Source organism: Pedobacter sp. KBS0701, from assembly GCF_005938645.2.
Taxonomy (GTDB): domain Bacteria; phylum Bacteroidota; class Bacteroidia; order Sphingobacteriales; family Sphingobacteriaceae; genus Pedobacter.
Map to the genome: position 1 here is coordinate 625857 of NZ_CP042171.1, position 17000 is coordinate 642856.

17 protein-coding genes, 5 tRNA genes and 1 pseudogene are annotated in these 17000 nt (G+C 35.9%); 22 read left to right on the forward strand and 1 reads right to left on the reverse strand.

The features are described 5' to 3' along the window. Positions 1-72 precede the first annotated feature (72 nt). Positions 73-459 carry a hypothetical protein gene (locus FFJ24_RS02355; protein ID WP_138820625.1) on the reverse strand — a complete coding sequence of 129 codons (387 nt, stop codon included), beginning with the start codon at positions 457-459 and terminating at the stop codon, positions 73-75. Positions 460-624: 165 nt separating this feature from the next. Here FFJ24_RS02355 and rpsU point away from each other — a divergent pair, with 165 nt between their 5' ends. From rpsU to rpoB, 22 genes and pseudogenes are all read left to right on the forward strand, one after another. After that, positions 625-819 (forward strand): 30S ribosomal protein S21, encoded by a 195-nt coding sequence (rpsU, locus tag FFJ24_RS02360; RefSeq protein ID WP_086549247.1) that lies wholly within the window; start codon positions 625-627, stop codon positions 817-819. Positions 820-981: 162 nt separating this feature from the next. Next, positions 982-1863 carry a tyrosine-type recombinase/integrase gene (locus FFJ24_RS02365; protein ID WP_138820626.1) on the forward strand — a complete coding sequence of 294 codons (882 nt, stop codon included), beginning with the start codon at positions 982-984 and terminating at the stop codon, positions 1861-1863. Positions 1864-1877: 14 nt separating this feature from the next. Next, entirely contained in the window at positions 1878-2225 is a 348-nt protein-coding gene (gene hpf / locus FFJ24_RS02370; RefSeq protein ID WP_138820627.1) for a ribosome hibernation-promoting factor, HPF/YfiA family, read from the forward strand. A 688-nt stretch (positions 2226-2913) separates the two neighbouring features. Further along, positions 2914-2986: transfer RNA gene (locus tag FFJ24_RS02375), tRNA-Thr, on the forward strand. Positions 2987-3025: 39 nt separating this feature from the next. Then, a tRNA-Tyr gene (locus FFJ24_RS02380) sits at positions 3026-3108 on the forward strand. Positions 3109-3189: 81 nt separating this feature from the next. Beyond that, positions 3190-3265 (forward strand) — tRNA-Gly (locus tag FFJ24_RS02385). Between the two features lie 79 nt (positions 3266-3344). After that, positions 3345-3416, forward strand: a tRNA-Thr gene (locus tag FFJ24_RS02390). Positions 3417-3536: 120 nt separating this feature from the next. Further along, positions 3537-4724 carry an elongation factor Tu gene (gene tuf, locus FFJ24_RS02395; protein WP_086545150.1) on the forward strand — a complete coding sequence of 396 codons (1188 nt, stop codon included), beginning with the start codon at positions 3537-3539 and terminating at the stop codon, positions 4722-4724. A gap of 84 nt (positions 4725-4808) precedes the next feature. Further along, positions 4809-4879 (forward strand) — tRNA-Trp (locus FFJ24_RS02400). A 109-nt stretch (positions 4880-4988) separates the two neighbouring features. Continuing rightward, the gene (gene secE, locus FFJ24_RS02405) at positions 4989-5186 is read left to right on the forward strand and encodes a preprotein translocase subunit SecE (RefSeq protein ID WP_029279332.1); all 198 of its coding nucleotides are present in this window, start codon (positions 4989-4991) and stop codon (positions 5184-5186) included. A gap of 9 nt (positions 5187-5195) precedes the next feature. After that, a complete protein-coding gene (nusG, locus tag FFJ24_RS02410; protein ID WP_025143263.1) occupies positions 5196-5735 on the forward strand; it encodes a transcription termination/antitermination protein NusG in 540 nt (179 codons plus the stop codon). Between the two features lie 509 nt (positions 5736-6244). Further along, the gene (locus tag FFJ24_RS02415) at positions 6245-6721 is read left to right on the forward strand and encodes a hypothetical protein (protein ID WP_138820628.1); all 477 of its coding nucleotides are present in this window, start codon (positions 6245-6247) and stop codon (positions 6719-6721) included. A 5-nt stretch (positions 6722-6726) separates the two neighbouring features. After that, positions 6727-6879 (forward strand): annotated as a pseudogene (locus FFJ24_RS26420) (transcription termination/antitermination protein NusG); the annotation flags it as partial. A 174-nt stretch (positions 6880-7053) separates the two neighbouring features. Continuing rightward, complete coding sequence (locus FFJ24_RS02425) at positions 7054-8592, forward strand: hypothetical protein (protein ID WP_138820629.1); 1539 nt, start codon at positions 7054-7056, stop codon at positions 8590-8592. Between the two features lie 14 nt (positions 8593-8606). Continuing rightward, the gene (locus FFJ24_RS02430; protein ID WP_138820630.1) at positions 8607-9224 is read left to right on the forward strand and encodes a hypothetical protein; all 618 of its coding nucleotides are present in this window, start codon (positions 8607-8609) and stop codon (positions 9222-9224) included. Positions 9225-9653: 429 nt separating this feature from the next. Then, entirely contained in the window at positions 9654-9887 is a 234-nt protein-coding gene (locus FFJ24_RS02435) for a hypothetical protein (RefSeq protein ID WP_138820631.1), read from the forward strand. 234 nt (positions 9888-10121) lie between these two features. Beyond that, positions 10122-10739 (forward strand): hypothetical protein, encoded by a 618-nt coding sequence (locus tag FFJ24_RS02440; protein ID WP_138820632.1) that lies wholly within the window; start codon positions 10122-10124, stop codon positions 10737-10739. Positions 10740-10880: 141 nt separating this feature from the next. Further along, positions 10881-11324, forward strand: coding sequence for a 50S ribosomal protein L11 (rplK, locus tag FFJ24_RS02445; RefSeq protein WP_010601094.1), 444 nt, complete (start codon positions 10881-10883; stop codon positions 11322-11324). A 20-nt stretch (positions 11325-11344) separates the two neighbouring features. Then, positions 11345-12043 carry a 50S ribosomal protein L1 gene (gene rplA / locus FFJ24_RS02450; protein WP_025143259.1) on the forward strand — a complete coding sequence of 233 codons (699 nt, stop codon included), beginning with the start codon at positions 11345-11347 and terminating at the stop codon, positions 12041-12043. Between the two features lie 2 nt (positions 12044-12045). Beyond that, a complete protein-coding gene (rplJ, locus tag FFJ24_RS02455; RefSeq protein ID WP_113948502.1) occupies positions 12046-12567 on the forward strand; it encodes a 50S ribosomal protein L10 in 522 nt (173 codons plus the stop codon). A gap of 66 nt (positions 12568-12633) precedes the next feature. Continuing rightward, entirely contained in the window at positions 12634-13011 is a 378-nt protein-coding gene (gene rplL / locus FFJ24_RS02460) for a 50S ribosomal protein L7/L12 (protein WP_010601097.1), read from the forward strand. A 156-nt stretch (positions 13012-13167) separates the two neighbouring features. Next, on the forward strand, positions 13168-16971 hold the full coding sequence (gene rpoB / locus FFJ24_RS02465) for a DNA-directed RNA polymerase subunit beta (protein ID WP_057932471.1): 3804 nt from the start codon (positions 13168-13170) through the stop codon (positions 16969-16971). Positions 16972-17000 lie beyond the last annotated feature (29 nt).

Sequence of the window (17000 nt, forward strand, 5' to 3'; positions counted from 1 at the left end):
GACCAAAGCAAATAGGTTTGGTGCCTAAACTATCTTCTCAGAGCTTTAATCTATGGACTTTTCGCTCTGAGCTTATTGCGGTATATCTTTCGAAGTTAAAATGCTGTCGACCACATAAACGCTAAATCCCCGCCATGGTAGGGAATGTTTATATTCTTTGTAGTGTAATTCGAAAAACTTACCACTGTTGGCCATCATTTTTTCAGCAATTTCCTGGTTAGCGATAGAAAATTCGAATTCGTTGTTCTGCAGCGTTCCTGTTTGCCGGGATTTTATTCCGCTTTGAATTAATTTGCCCTCGTATGTTTTAAATATATAGCCTTTTTTTACTACATAGTTTAACTCCCCAGCTTTAACACCTTCACCAAAAACAAAGAAATAACGGTAGTAACAAATTGCGATTAATGTGATAACAACTATAACTGCGATAATTGAACCTACTTTTTTGCCTGTTGTCATATATGATTATATATATAAATGTAGCTAAACAACACATAAGTTCAACTAATGATTTAAATAAAATTTCTTTTTATAAATCTTTCTCGTTTTCAATATTTTGCTTACATTTGCAGCCCCGATAACACGGGAAAATTTAAAAACCACGAGAGGAGGTATTTCAGCGTTATGATCATTATCAACATTAAAGACGGCGAATCATTAGATAAAGCCCTTAAACGTTTCAAGAAAAAGTTTGAAAAAACTGGTGTATTGAGAGAACTACGTAGTCGCCAGGCATACGAGAAAAAATCCGTTGCCCGCCGTACTGAAATTAAACATGCTGTTTACATTCAGAATATGAATCAGGATACAACTGCATAGTTGTTTAAGATATAAATACAGTAAAGTCCTTCTGATGTTAAATTGGGAGGACTTTTCTTTTTTAAAAGGAAATCAAAACATTTCAATAAACGATTAGTTAATGATTTCTTTATATCAAAACTATTTGTAACTTCATATCAATGCCCCGCAAAAAGATATTGAATGTTGCTAAAAAGTTTTATCACCTATTTAACTCACGAGAAGCGCTATTCTCCACATACCATTACCTCTTATCAGGTAGATTTAGATCAGTTTGAAGTATTTACTAAGGCATTAGAACTGGATTTCCCTGAAGTTAAACATGCTCACCTGCGCAATTACCTGGTTGAGCTAATGGAAACGGAAAATTCGGAAAATACCATTAACAGAAAAATATCTGCTATACGAAGCTTTTATAAATTTTTACATAGAACCGGAGCGATTGATCAAAATCCTGCTGTTTTAATCAAAGCGCCAAAAATACCTAAAAGGCTGCCTGTATTTATAGATGCACAGAAAATGGATCATTTACTGGATTCGCAGCAATATTTCGATGAAAGTTTTCCTTCTGTTCGCGATCATTTGGTTATTGAACTGCTTTTTGGAACGGGTATCCGTTTAGCTGAACTGTTGCAATTAAAAGAGACTGATATTGATATTTATTCAGGAACGATAAGGGTGCTGGGTAAAAGGAGTAAGGAAAGAATTATTCCTGTGAATAAACAGCTTATCAATCAGGTAAATACCTACATTGACCTAAAAAAGTTGCAAAACTTTAATAACAATTTGCTTATATTAATCGTTACCAATACAGGTGCAGCGGCATATCCGAAATTAATATACCGTATTGTTACCTCATACCTAAACCATGTATCAACCAATGAAAAGAAAAGTCCCCACGTGTTGCGGCATAGTTATGCCACCAGCCTGTTAAATGCAGGAGCAGATTTAAATGCGATTAAAGAACTTTTGGGCCATGCCAGTTTAGCAGCAACCCAGGTTTACACCCACAATTCGATCGAAAGATTAAAAACAATTTATAAACAAGCCCATCCAAAGGCGTAAAAAAAGGAGGAAAAATGAAAATCGGAGTTCAATCAATCCACTTCAGTGCAGACAGTAAGTTGTTAGATTTTATACAGAAGAAAGCAAACAAGCTTGATCAGTTTTTTGACCAGATCATTAGCGGAGAAGTGTATTTAAAGTTAGAGAACGTAGAGGACGAGGCTAATAAAATTAGTGAGATAAAACTGATTGTACCAGGAGGTACCCTCTTCGCTAAAGAACAATGTAAATCATTTGAAGAAGCCACAGATCTGGCAATCGAATCGTTAAGAAAGCAGATTACAAAACATAAAGATAAAACACGTGCAAAATTAAGTGAGCATAAAGCAATTTTAAGTGAGAGCGAAGCCGTTGATTATTAGTAAAGCACAAAAATATAATGCAAAGGGGCGGTACAGTTAAATGTACCGCCTTTTTGTTTTGGTGATAACTTCCCAGGTTACCGTCAATCGATGAAAATTGAAAGATAATTCCCTTCGGCGGCGTCATCTCGGGCGGAGTGTAACGTAGCCGGGAGATCTATCTTTAGAATACTTTTTATTTAGATCTCTCCGTTTCGCTGCGCTTCAGTCGAGATGACGACTTTTTTTATATTAGTTTCTTCAAATAATTTAAAGAAATCGGAAGCTATTCGTACAATTTCTATAAACCAATTTTAATTTTCTAAGCAATTCACCGTGAAAAAATAGACTTCGAGATATAAATTTTAACTTTTATTGAGATTCATGCATTTGTTATTTTCTGTTCATTATTGTGATTAGAGGTGGTAATCATGTTTATTAGGACAATAAACATAAAAAAAATATTCGATTTTAAGAGATTGATTATTAAGCTCCTTCAGGTGTATGATGAGCACTAACTAAAAATAACTTCATTATTTTTTTCAAATTTATTTTGAACTGAAATATAAGTGTGTATATTTGCATTCCCTTTCGGAAACGGTGTTAGATCAGGAAGAAAAGGGTTGTTCTTTAAAAAGATAAAAGTTTTAAAAAACACGTTAATAGTATGAAAAATGAAGATTTTTCGTATCATTGCAGAAAATTTAAAGCCTCCTTAGCTCAGCTGGTAGAGCAACTGACTTGTAATCAGTAGGTCATTGGTTCGATTCCGATAGGAGGCTCTTTTTATTTTAAAGTGTTAGCATTTTAAAGTAAAAAATGGGGAGATTCCAGAGCGGCCAAATGGGACAGACTGTAACTCTGTTATCGCAAGATTTCGAAGGTTCGAATCCTTCTCTCCCCACACTTTAAATGAATGGCCAAATGTTTTAATGATAGAGTAATTCTCTCATTCTTTCATTCAATCAATCACTGGTTTTTAAAAGCGGAAGTAGCTCAGTTGGTAGAGCGATAGCCTTCCAAGCTATAGGTCGCGAGTTCGAACCTCGTCTTCCGCTCCAATAAAAATTAGAAAGTGGGCAGTTGTTGGTAACAGTTTTAATATAGTTAAAACTAAAAGCTGGAACTGGAAACTAAAAAGCCGACTTAGCTCAGCGGTAGAGCACTTCCTTGGTAAGGAAGAGGTCGTGGGTTCAATTCCCATAGTTGGCTCAGGTATAATAAAGCTTTGTTAAATCTGTTTAATAAGCAGAGTAGACAAGGTTTTTTGTGTTGAAATAACAATAAATAAAAAATAATAAAAAGTTAACCTACTAATTAGTTATAAATAAAATGGCAAAAGAAAAATTTGACCGCAGTAAACCGCACTTAAACATCGGTACAATCGGTCACGTCGATCACGGTAAAACAACTTTAACAGCAGCTATTACAAAAGTTTTGGCTGATGCTGGTTTAACTGAGGCACGTTCATTCGATTCAATTGACTCTGCTCCAGAGGAAAAAGAAAGAGGTATTACAATCAATACAGCTCACGTTGAGTATTCAACAGCTAACCGTCACTATGCACACGTTGACTGTCCAGGTCACGCGGATTACGTGAAAAACATGGTTACTGGTGCTGCTCAGATGGACGGTGCAATTATCGTTGTTGCTGCTACTGATGGTCCAATGCCACAAACTCGTGAGCACATCTTATTAGCTCGTCAGGTTGGTGTGCCTTCATTAGTTGTATTCATGAATAAAGTGGATATGGTTGATGATCCTGAATTATTAGAATTAGTAGAAATGGAAGTTCGTGAATTATTATCATTCTATGAATTCCCAGGTGATGATATTCCTGTAATCCAAGGTTCTGCATTAGGTGGATTAAACGGCGATCCTAAATGGGTTGGTAAAATTATGGAATTAATGGATGCTGTTGATAGCTACATTCCAATTCCTCCACGTTTAACTGATCTTCCATTCTTAATGCCTGTTGAAGATGTATTCTCGATCACTGGTCGTGGTACTGTAGCAACTGGTCGTATTGAGCGTGGTGTAATCAACTCTGGAGATCCGGTTGAGATCTTAGGTATGGGTGCTGAGAACTTAAAATCTACAGTAACTGGTGTTGAGATGTTCCGTAAAATCTTAGATTACGGTGAAGCTGGTGATAACGTAGGTTTATTGTTACGTGGTATTGAGAAAACTGATATCCGTCGTGGTATGGTAATCTGTAAACCAGGTTCAGTAACTCCTCACACTGATTTCAAAGCTGAGATCTATGTATTATCAAAAGCTGAAGGTGGTCGTCACACTCCATTCTTCAACAAATACCGTCCTCAATTCTATTTCCGTACTACAGACGTTACTGGTGAAATTTCACTAGCTGAAGGTACTGAGATGGTAATGCCAGGTGATAACGTTACAATCACTGTAAAGTTGATCAACGCTATTGCAATGGAAAAAGGTCTACGTTTCGCTATCCGTGAAGGTGGTAGAACAGTAGGTGCTGGTCAGGTAACTGAAATTTTAAAATAAATCTTAAATCCCGGTTTACCGGGATTAAGTAAAAATAAGAAAAGCGAAGTGTTTGGGTACACTTAAACACTTTGCTTTCTAAATACGGGAATAGTTCAACGGTAGAATAGAGGTCTCCAAAACCTTTGATCAGGGTTCGAATCCTTGTTCCCGTGCTCAAAACAGTGGTTGAGTAATTGAATGAGTGAAGGATTGAATTTGAAAGTTTACTTTCGGATATTATCATTCACTCATTTACTCATTCAGTCATTCAATAAATTAAATATGGCTAAAGTAGTTGAGTTTATAAAAGAATCGTACGATGAAATGACCCAGAAGGTTACATGGCCTACCTGGGGCGAACTGCAAAGTTCGGCAATTCTTGTATTAGTGGCTTCTTTAATTATTGCATTGGTTATTTTTGCAATGGATAAGGGATCGACATTTGTGTTAGATACTTTTTATAAATCACTTTCTAATTAATATTTACTAATGAGCGATCTAAAGTGGTACGTTGTAAGGGCTGTTAGCGGTAAAGAAAAGAAAGTAAAACAGTACATTGATGCTGAGATCAGCCGTTTAGGTTTCTCTCATTTGGTTCCTCAGGTTTTAATACCAATGGAAAAATATTACCAAATGAAAGATGGTAAAAAAATTGCTAAAGAGCGTAACTTTTATCCAGGTTATGTTTTAATCGAAGCTACGCTTGATGGTGAGCTAGAGCATATTATTAAAGGAATTAACAGTGTTATTGGTTTCTTAGGTGATAAAGCCGGTAACCCTATTCCAATGCGCCAGGCAGAAGTGAACCGTATTTTAGGTGTGGTTGATGAAATGAGCGAACAAGGCGAAACCATGAATGTGCCTTATTATGTTGGCGAAGGCATCAAAGTGATGGACGGACCTTTCAACGGTTTCTCAGGTATTATCGAAGAGGTAAACGAAGAGAAGAAGAAACTAAAAGTTATGGTTAAAATCTTTGGGCGTAAAACACCGCTTGAGCTTAACTACATGCAGGTAGAAAAAGAGTAAAAAATTATTTAAAATATTTGAAAGCCCCGATCAATTCGGGGTTTTTTTATGCCTTTATTTTTTAGAGACATTTTTGTATTATTTGTTTGTAGCTTTGGATTTGTGGTATATTGGCTTAAATTATTTTACTATAAAATATTCTTTTTATGGTAACTATTAATGTAAATAACAATGGAAAAGAATCTATTTAACGAAAATCTATTTAAGATTTCACTCTCATTATTATGCATTTCATTTCTCTTGATACAGGGGGGTAAAAAGGATGATGTTAATCAGGTAAGCTTAAACGATACCAATTTAAAAGTGCGAAAATCTGGGTACAGTTGAATTTAAAAAGGGTAGATACCAATCCGTTTACAACAATTGGGGAGGCTTACAAACATGACGCTTTATACTTCTAACCTAACTGCCAATCAACGTACTCAAATTGTAGATATTAACAATCGTCGCAAATCTAAGACTGTATCAAATAAATTAGGAACGTATTGCACACCTTAATCAAAATCAATATGCGAAGAAATATACTCATACTTTTAAGTCTTAGCTTTTCCATCTGCCAGGCTCAAGAGAAAAAGCCATCATTCGAGAAGGTAATAGAACATTATTTGTTTAAAAGCACATCCGATAGACTTTTTGATGCCCAAAAAAATCAAGCCTATATTTATAGCATGGGTATTTCATTTAATGATAAGGGCTTAATAGATACGCTTTACTTTTCTGATAAAATCGATTCTGTGGTTCGTGACATTTTTATGTTAGACGACCGAAAAGTAAAGTTGTTCAAATCCATAACCATCCCTTTTAAGGAATATGCAAATAGAATAGTTGTTTTAACCTTGTACCACTATAACAGTGAGGATGGAATGTTGGACTATGGTTTTGGTTTGCTCAGACAAGTTGAAAAACTATATCCAATAATAAACTCGTCTAAGCCTATTGTTTTGCACCAACCAATTGTTTTTGGCTTTATCAGGCATATCAATTAACCCTGAAAGGTATCAAAGTAATGGACTGACCTTTCAATGGTTTCTCAGGTATTATCGAGGAGGTAAACGAAGAGGAGAAAAAATTGAAAGTAATGGTTAAAATCTTTGGTCTTAAAACACCACTTGAGCTTAACTGCATGCAAGTAGAAAAAGAGTAAGAAAATTATTTAAAATATTTGAAAGGCCCGATCAATTCGGTTTTTTTTTTATGCCTTTATTTTTTAGATACCTTTTGTATTATTTGTTTGTAGTTTTAGATTTATTGGTATATTGGCTTTAAATTATTTTACTATAAAATATTCTTTTTATGGTAATTATTAATATCAATAACAGTGGAAAAGAATCTATTTAACGGAAATCTATTTAAGATTTCACTCTCATTATTATGCATTTCATTTCTCTTGATACAGGGATGTAAAAAGGATGGTGTTAATCAGGTAAGCTTAAACGATACTGATTTAAAAAGTGCGAAAGCATGGGTACAGTTCAATTTAAAAAGGGTAGATACCAATCCTTTTACCACAATGGCCCCCAACTGGGATGATATTTATACTACTACTCAGGATAACCAGACCATTATTGAGGTAGGCTTAAATAATCCAAATAGAATTTTTATTGGAGATAGTCCCAATGATGCCAATGAGCCCAGATTGGGTTTATCAAAAAGTAACATCAGATTGGTTTTAATTAAAAACACAGATAAAAATACAATCGTTGCCGGTTGTTATATGGCTATTGTAAATAATGCACAACTGAACAAACCAGAAAGCTTACATTATAAAAATGTAGGCAACTTAAACGGTAAAGTGTATTATTTTAATACTGATGGTAGTTTTAGCAATGGTTCGCTTTACGCCAACGGGCAAATTGCAAAAAGTACAGGCAAACTAAATTTATTAAATCAATCTTTATTAAATATAAAGCTGCAACGCGCGGATGCAAAAGAATTAAACCTAAGCTTAAAAGATAAATTAGTTGCAGTAAAATCACCCTGTGCTGATGGAGTAGAGATACCAATATGGGGGCAATCTTGTGTGGGGGCAGAGGGATATGAGGTGTGCTCGCCTTATATATCTGGTTTTGCTCATTTACCAGGAAGTTGTGATGGGGATTATGGCGATAATGAAGGATATGCCGGTACGCATGGGGGGTATGGAGGAGGTGGTACTACAAGTTCAAAGAAAGTTGATGTAGATCCTAATGCCCGGCAATGTTTAAAAGATATAAAAGCAGCATTAGAAGCATTGGGTATGAAAAATAGCAGTATAAGCGCAGGCTTAATTGCTAATGTATTGAATAAATTGAATTTGAGTACGGGCTCTAATTTTAATGGAATAATTACCGAGGGTAAACTAACAAGTAGTCATTTGGCTGAAACTGTTTGGATAATAAATCCGGACCCTAATCAGGGACTTCTTACTCAAATAAAGTTTAATTCAGATCATCTAAATAAGATGACGGATTTGGCTGTTGCAGCTACAATGATGCACGAATATGTACATGCTTATTTCGACTGGAACCTCCGTTTAATGAACGAGGGAAAAACTGGGTACGATGCTAATTTTGTAGCTAGTTATAACCTTTTATTTGACAAAAGCGGAATGCCCTTAAATGATCAGCTTGGAACTATTCAACATGAACAGATGGCGAATAGTTTCGCGACTTCAATTGGAGAAATGGTGAAAAAATATGCTGATGCTGAAGGGATAGGTTATCCTGCTGATCCTGATTATTTTAAGAAGATCGGATGGATTGGGTTAACCGGCACCCAGGCGGCAAAACATGCACCTTCCGGAACGCCATATACCCTCGCTGCTGAGCGTGGACAAGAAGGTACTAGTCCGTTAACCCAAAGCCTAAAGTGTAAATAGTAATTTCTAATCCGATGAAATACCAAATAATATTTGTTCTAATGTTGACGCTTCAGAGTTCAATGATTTCTGCTCAGAAAAAACATAATACTACGCCAATATATAAATACTTAAAAGCTAACGCGGATAGTACAATCATTATGAACTATGAAAGTAACTGGGAAATTAATCCTGAGTATTTCATGTTAAGCAAAAAAGGAGATACTATTAATGCTTACACTTACAAAATTGTTTCCAGTTTTGATCAGAGAATTGTGGTTCCACATAATTTGAGATATAGGCTATATCAAAATACTCAGGTTCCTGTAGATATAAATTCTTACTTTACCGCCAAATATTTATCTGCTGATAGCCTTAGGAAATTCTGGCAAGAACTTATTATGCTAAAACCATGGAATATCAACGATGATCAAGTAGATGGTGCTGGCTGTCCTATTGATCAGGGTAGTTTACAAAGGCAAATCCGTGATGCTTCAAGTACAAAGTTAACGCTAATAACAAAAAAAAGTATTAAAGAGTTGAGTTTTTATGCTCCTCAATATTATGAAAAGGAAATATGTCCAGGTAGAAAAGGTAGGCAGGCAATTATAAAAATTGAGAATTTCTTTAAAACCTATTTCAAATATGAATGATAAAATAGAAACGCTGATGTTTATAAACCCCTCTTTGGTGCATAAGTGTCGCATGTGATAATCTCTAATTAATTTTATAATAATATTATAATTTGTATGTATACAGGAAGTATTACAGAGGATTTTCTACTATTCAATTGTTAAAATTGTACAGAATGGAGATGTTTTGAAGAATCTGCTTTTGGTTTAATAATAGAAAATGATGGTGTTGCACCATATAATTATAGGATTAGACTTTATAAGAAATGAGAAGAATAATCATATTAAATATTTGTCTTTGGCTAATGACACTGTTTTTTATTTATCATGCAATAGAAATGAAACTAAGATCCTCGATAATAGAGATTCGGTATTAGTTCTAAAGCTACCACTGTATTATATTTTAAAACACTTATTAGACTTAAAGGATTTAATAAGGATGTTAAAATAATGGTTAATGGAAAAGAGTGCGTTGTACTACCGGAAGGTACACTGGTGAAGGATATTTTAAGTAAAATGGATATTTATAAGCCTTTGCCTTTAGCGGAAGTTGTACAATTGAAATCGAAAGATGAATTAATATATGTTGAGATAATTTTTAGATCAACTGGTCACGACTTTCTATTGAGAGTAAAAAGAAACAAAGGATTTGAAATCTTAGGAATAAGTGAAAAGACAATTTAGCTTATTGCATCTATTAATACTATCAGGACTTAATAATGTCCTGAAGAGTTAAGAATAGGCTTAGTGAGGGGTTCCAGGTACTTCCCTATGGCAGGATAGTTATAAAAATGATTCATTTAAGATTGGGGGGACAAATCAAACAATAGATTTTTCTACAATGAAAGGTTTAGAAAATGCCCACCATTCAGGATACGCAGATAACAGCACGCCCTTGTGCCCTAAAAAATAGTTAATATGAGATTTATAGTTTATTTATTTGTTTTTTGTTTTTCTTATTTAAATGTCCAAGCTCAAAACTACTTAGGGATTACCCCAATGCATAAATTTTTTCAAAAACATGCAGATAGTACCTATATAATTTCATCTGCTAATCAATATCATATAGAATATCAAATTCTAAGTAAAGTTGGTGATACAATATCGACCTATACCTATAAAAGCAACACGAAACTTGGTCCTAAATTGAAAGAAATTCCAAGAGCATTTAGAGAGGCTTTTTTAAAGAAGAATGCAAATTTAATATATTTTATACCCGTTGATATAAATGTTTTTTTTCAACCAAAATATTTAAATTTAGATAGTTTGAAACAATTCTGGACAAAATCCGCAAAATTAAAAATGTGGAGCGTTAGTGATGATAAAATTGACGGAGAAGGGTGTGATTTAAAACAACCCGGTTACGCTATCTCCGACGGCGGTCAAATTTATTTACATCTTATCACTAAAGATAACATTAAGGAACTGTTTTTTTATGCACCAGATTATTATAATGAAAAATGTCCGGGCAGAAAAGGAAGGAAAGCTATTTTAGAGTTGAGTGATTTGTTTAATAGTTATTTCAAAGAGAAATAATATATTTCTTCTTATCTATTGCAGTAATGTAAGATTATCCATATCTTTGCAGTCCTTTAAGCTTTATAGGAGCTATAAGGAATTAAATGTTACATGCTTCCAATATTTAACATTGAGTTTTAAATAAACAAAAAACACAAAATGGCAAAAGAAGTCAGTGCAATGATCAAATTACAGATCAAAGGCGGAGCGGCAAATCCATCGCCACCAGTAGGACCTGCATTAGGTGCTAAAGGGGTGAACATCATGGAGTTTTGCAAACAGTACAACGCTCGTACCCAAGATAAAGCAGGTAAAGTATTGCCAGTTGTAATTACTGTTTATGCTGATAAGTCATTCGATTTCATCATCAAAACCCCTCCGGTAGCTATCCAGTTAAAAGATGCTACTAAATTACAGAGTGGTTCTGCTGAGCCTAACCGTAAGAAAGTTGGGTCGGTGACCTGGGACCAGATTAAAGTTATTGCTGAGGATAAAATGCCTGATTTAAATGCATTTACAATCGAATCAGCAATGAGTATGGTTGCTGGAACAGCACGCAGTATGGGAATCACCGTTTCTGGTGACGCACCCTGGAACAATTAATTAAAAAACAGTTTACAACAGTGGCGAAATTAACTAAAAATCAAAAAAAGGCACATGCTAAAATAGAAGCTGGTAAAGCTTATACTTTGAAGGATGCTGCTGCTTTGGTAAAAGAAATCACTACTACTAAATTCGATGCTTCAGTTGATATTGATGTATCTTTAGGAGTAGATCCGCGTAAAGCCAATCAAATGGTACGTGGTATTGCTACTTTACCACACGGAACAGGTAAAACTGTACGTGTTTTAGCTTTAGTAACTCCTGACAAGGAAGAAGAAGCAAAAGCAGCTGGCGCAGACTTCGTAGGTTTAGACGAGTATGTTGCTAAAATTGAAGGTGGTTGGACCGATGTAGACATTATTATCACTACACCAGCTTGTATGGCTAAGGTAGGTAAATTGGGCCGTGTTTTAGGTCCAAGGAACTTAATGCCTAACCCAAAATCTGGCACAGTAACCAACGAAGTTGGTAAAGCTGTAACAGAGGTTAAAGCAGGTAAAATTGATTTTAAAGTAGACAAAACGGGTATCATACACGCCTCGATAGGAAAAGTATCATTCCCAGCAGATAAAATTTATGAGAATGCACTTGAAATCATTCAGGTAATTTCTAAATTAAAACCATCTGCTGCAAAAGGAACTTATTTTAAGAGCATTCACGTGTCTTCTACAATGAGTCCTGGGATTGCAATTGAAACAAAATCAGTAGCGGGGATCTAATCATGAACAGAGAAGAAAAAAACGAAGTAGTTTTAGAACTACAAGGACAAATGCAAGAGTTTGGCAATTTTTACATTGCTGATACCTCTAGCCTTTCTGTAGAGCAGATCAATAACATCCGCCGCAAATGTTTCGAAGGTGATATCGTAATGAAGGTTGCTAAGAACTCTTTAATTCGCAAAGCGATTGAAGGTTTAGATGGCGATGCTTCTGAGATATACGAAGCGCTTAAAGGTTCATCATCATTATTATTCTCAAAAACAGCAAATGCTCCGGCTAAGTTGATTAAAGCTTTGAGAAAAACTTCTGATAAGCCTGTGCTTAAAGCAGCATTTATAGATTCATCAGTATACGTTGGCGATGACCAATTGAATAACTTAGTAAGCTTAAAATCAAGAGAAGAGCTTATTGGCGATATCATTGGATTATTACAGTCACCAGCTAAAAATGTGCTATCTGCGCTTCAATCAGGCGGTAACAAAATTGCAGGAATTGTTAAAACTCTTCAGGAAAGAGAAGGTTAACGAACACCTTAAGTTCGCAAATTAAACAAAATTATTACACACGTAAATTTTTAAAATCTTAATAAAATGGCAGATTTAAAAGCGTTTGCTGAGCAATTAGTAAACTTAACAGTAAAAGAAGTTAATGAATTAGCTCAAATCTTAAAAGATGAGTATGGTATTGAGCCTGCAGCTGCTGCTGTAGTTGCTGGTCCTGCTGCTGGTGGTGATGCACCTGCTGCTGCTGCAGAAAAAACATCTTTTGATGTAATCTTAAAAGAAGCTGGTGGTCAGAAATTAGCAGTTGTAAAACTTGTTAAAGACTTAACTGGTTTAGGTTTGAAAGAAGCTAAAGACTTAGTAGACGGAGCACCAAAAGAATTAAAAGCTGGTGTTGCTAAAGACGAAGCAGAAGCTCTTAAAAAACAATTAGAAGAAGCTGGAGCAGTAGTTGAGATTAAGTAATCACTTAACTTAGCTAAGCTAAAAATGTATCAGACACCGACTGAAAATGTCGGTGTCTTTACCTGTTTATAAACATCTCATTTTGTTTGGTTAATGAGCATGGTTAGAACGAAACCAAACAAATAGTTTATTCTTAAACTAAAATCTTTTAGTCCATTGGCAAAGACAGTCGAACAAAGAGTAAATTTTGCAACTAGTAAGCACATTATAGACTATCCGGATTTTCTGGATGTGCAATTGCAATCATTCAGAGAATTTTTCCAGATAGATACCACATCAGACGATCGCTCAAGCGAAGGTTTGTTCAAAGTGTTTGCTGAAAACTTTCCAATAACAGATTCAAGAAATATCTTCGTATTAGAGTTTCTTGATTATTTTGTTGATCCGCCACGTTACGATATACACGAGTGTATTGAGCGTGGATTAACCTACAATGTTCCATTAAAAGCAAAGCTGAAGCTTTCTTGTAATGATGTAGAACATGAAGATTTTGAAACCATTATTCAGGATGTGTACTTAGGTACTATCCCGTATATGACACCAAAAGGTACGTTTGTTATTAACGGTGCAGAACGTGTTATCGTTTCGCAATTACACCGTTCTCCAGGAGTGTTCTTCGGCCAAAGCCGTCACACTAACGGAACCAAATTGTATTCTGCCCGTGTAATTCCTTTCAAAGGTTCATGGATCGAGTTCGCTACAGACGTTAATAACGTGATGTATGCTTATATCGATCGTAAGAAAAAATTCCCGGTTACCACTTTATTACGTGCTATCGGTTACGATTCTGATAAAGATATCTTGGAACTTTTCGATCTTGCTGACGAAGTAAAAGTTAGTAAATCTGGTTTAAAGAAATACATCGGTCGTAAACTGGCTGCAAGGGTATTAAAAAAATGGGTTGAAGATTTTGTTGATGAAGATACTGGTGAGGTAGTTTCTATCGACCGTAATGAAGTGATTCTTGAAAGAGAAACCGTTTTAGAAGACGAACACATTGATATGGTTATCGAAGCTGGCGTAAAAAGCATCATCTTGTCAAAAGAAGATGGCGCAAGTCAGGCTGATTATACCATTATATATAATACATTACAGAAAGATACATCAAACTCAGAAAAAGAAGCTGTAGAAAACATCTATCGTGCTTTGCGTAACGCAGAACCACCTGATGAGGAAACAGCCCGTGGTATCATTGATCGTTTATTCTTCTCAGATAAACGTTACGATTTAGGAGATGTTGGTCGTTACCGTATCAACCGTAAATTAAAAATGAATACCCCTGATGAGGTTAAAGTATTAACAAAAGCAGATATTATTGCAATTGTGAAATACCTGATCAAACTGATCAACTCAAAAGAAGAGGTAGATGATATCGATCACTTGTCTAACCGTCGTGTACGTACGGTGGGTGAGCAATTGTACGCACAATTTGGTGTTGGTTTAGCCCGTATGGCCAGAACAATCCGTGAGCGTATGAACATTCGTGATAACGAGGTGTTTACACCAACTGATTTGATTAATGCCCGTACGTTATCATCGGTAATCAACTCTTTCTTTGGTACTAACCAGTTATCTCAGTTCATGGATCAAACGAATCCATTAGCAGAGATCACGCACAAACGCCGTTTATCGGCTTTAGGTCCAGGTGGTTTATCACGTGAGCGTGCCGGTTTCGAGGTACGTGACGTTCACTATACACACTATGGTCGTTTATGTACTATTGAAACTCCGGAGGGACCAAATATTGGTTTGATTTCATCACTTTGTGTGCATGCAAAAATCAATAATTTAGGTTTCATTGAAACACCATACAAACGTGTTGAAGATGGTAAAGTAGTTGTAGATTCAGACGTTATTTATTTATCTGCTGAAGATGAAGATGGTAAAACCATCGCTCAGGCCAATGCAGAGTATGATGATAAAGGTAACTTTACCACACCGCGTGTTAAAGCGCGTTATGAGGGTGACTTCCCGATTATTGAGCCTGAGAAATTAGACTTAATGGACGTTGCGCCTAACCAGATTACTTCAATCGCTGCTTCGTTAATTCCGTTCCTGGAACATGATGATGCGAACAGGGCTTTGATGGGATCGAACATGCAACGTCAGGCCGTACCATTGTTACGTCCTGAAGCACCAATTGTAGGAACAGGTTTAGAAGGTCGCGTGGCACGTGACTCAAGAACTTTGATCAACGCAGAAGGTGACGGTGTTGTAGAGTATGTTGATGCTAACGAAATCACCATTAAATATGAGCGTAACGAAGATGATCGTTTAGTTTCGTTTGAAGGTGATAGCAAAACTTACCGTTTAATTAAATTCAAAAAAACCAACCAGAATACTTGTATCAACTTAAAACCAATCGTTAAGAAAGGTCAGAAAGTAACTAAAGGACAAGTGCTTTGCGAAGGTTATGCGACTGAAAATGGTGAATTGGCACTAGGTAGAAACTTGAAAGTGGCATTCATGCCTTGGCAAGGTTTCAACTTTGAGGATGCGATTGTAATTAACGAGCGTATTGTTCGTGATGACGTTTTCACTTCATTGCATATTGAAGAGTTTGAATTAGAAGTACGTGATACTAAGCGTGGAGAAGAGGAATTAACACCAGATATCCCGAACGTTTCTGAAGAGGCTACTAAAGACCTTGATGAAAATGGTATTATCCGTATTGGTGCTGATGTAAAAGAAGGTGATATTTTAATTGGTAAGATTACGCCAAAAGGAGAATCTGATCCTTCACCGGAAGAGAAATTACTACGTGCAATTTTTGGTGATAAAGCAGGTGATGTTAAAGATGCGTCTTTAAAAACTCCTCCTTCTATCCAGGGTGTGGTAATTGATACTAAATTATTCAGCCGTGCTAAGAAAACTACAAAAGCTGAGGAAAAATCAGCAATTGAGAAATTAGACAAAGGATATAACAATATCACTGAGAAATTAAAAGCAGAATTAGTTGACAAATTATTCACTATCGTAAACGGAAAAACATCTCAGGGTGTATTTAACATTTACAAAGAATTATTAGTTGCTAAAGGCGCTAAATTTACTCAGAAAATTTTAGCTGAGCTTGATTATAATCACATTAGCCCTAACAAATGGACTACTGATGATGATAAAAACGAGATGATTAAAATGTTGCTTCACAACTACGGTATCCGTGTTAACGAGGAACTTGGTGCTTACAAACGTGATAAATTCGCGATCAGTGTAGGTGATGAGCTTCCTTCAGGAATCGTACAGATGGCAAAAGTTTATGTAGCTAAAAAACGTAAATTAAAAGTAGGTGATAAAATGGCGGGTCGCCACGGTAACAAAGGTATTGTAGCGCGTATTGTACGTGATGAAGATATGCCTTTCTTAGCTGATGGTAGTCCGGTTGATATCGTGTTGAACCCACTGGGTGTACCTTCACGTATGAACCTTGGTCAGATCTACGAAACCGTATTGGCATGGGCCGGTAAAGAATTAGGTGTTAAATTTGCAACTCCGATTTTTGATGGTGCTACGCATGATGAGGTAGAAGAATGGATCGCTAAAGCAGGAGTTCCTGCTTCAGGAAAAACCTACTTATACAATGGTTTAACAGGTGAGCGTTTCGATCAGACTACAACTGTAGGTATTATCTACATGTTGAAATTAGGTCACATGGTTGATGATAAGATGCACGCCCGTTCAATCGGACCATATTCATTAATTACACAACAACCATTGGGTGGTAAAGCCCAGTTCGGTGGTCAGCGTTTTGGTGAGATGGAGGTTTGGGCATTAGAGGCATTTGGTGCAGCTAATATTCTTCAGGAGATCTTAACCGTTAAATCGGATGATGTAATCGGAAGAGCGAAAACTTACGAAGCCATTGTTAAAGGTGAAAACCTACCAACGCCAGGTGTACCAGAATCGTTCAACGTATTGGTACATGAGTTACGCGGATTAGGTTTAGATATTACGTTAGATTAACTAAGGTAGAGGGTAAAAAGGCAGAAGGT

Coding starts and splice junctions, on each gene's coding strand:
- hpf (WP_138820627.1), top strand. CDS start 1,878: ATGAAAATCGGAGTTCAATCAATCCACTTCAGTGCAGACAGTAAGTTG.
- rplK (WP_010601094.1), top strand. CDS start 10,881: ATGGCAAAAGAAGTCAGTGCAATGATCAAATTACAGATCAAAGGCGGA.
- tuf (WP_086545150.1), top strand. CDS start 3,537: ATGGCAAAAGAAAAATTTGACCGCAGTAAACCGCACTTAAACATCGGT.
- rpsU (WP_086549247.1), top strand. CDS start 625: ATGATCATTATCAACATTAAAGACGGCGAATCATTAGATAAAGCCCTT.
- nusG (WP_025143263.1), top strand. CDS start 5,196: ATGAGCGATCTAAAGTGGTACGTTGTAAGGGCTGTTAGCGGTAAAGAA.
- FFJ24_RS02440 (WP_138820632.1), top strand. CDS start 10,122: ATGAGATTTATAGTTTATTTATTTGTTTTTTGTTTTTCTTATTTAAAT.
- rplJ (WP_113948502.1), top strand. CDS start 12,046: ATGAACAGAGAAGAAAAAAACGAAGTAGTTTTAGAACTACAAGGACAA.
- FFJ24_RS02355 (WP_138820625.1), bottom strand. CDS start 459: ATGACAACAGGCAAAAAAGTAGGTTCAATTATCGCAGTTATAGTTGTT.
- secE (WP_029279332.1), top strand. CDS start 4,989: ATGGCTAAAGTAGTTGAGTTTATAAAAGAATCGTACGATGAAATGACC.
- FFJ24_RS02435 (WP_138820631.1), top strand. CDS start 9,654: ATGGTTAATGGAAAAGAGTGCGTTGTACTACCGGAAGGTACACTGGTG.
- FFJ24_RS02415 (WP_138820628.1), top strand. CDS start 6,245: ATGCGAAGAAATATACTCATACTTTTAAGTCTTAGCTTTTCCATCTGC.
- rplL (WP_010601097.1), top strand. CDS start 12,634: ATGGCAGATTTAAAAGCGTTTGCTGAGCAATTAGTAAACTTAACAGTA.
- FFJ24_RS02365 (WP_138820626.1), top strand. CDS start 982: ATGTTGCTAAAAAGTTTTATCACCTATTTAACTCACGAGAAGCGCTAT.
- FFJ24_RS02430 (WP_138820630.1), top strand. CDS start 8,607: ATGAAATACCAAATAATATTTGTTCTAATGTTGACGCTTCAGAGTTCA.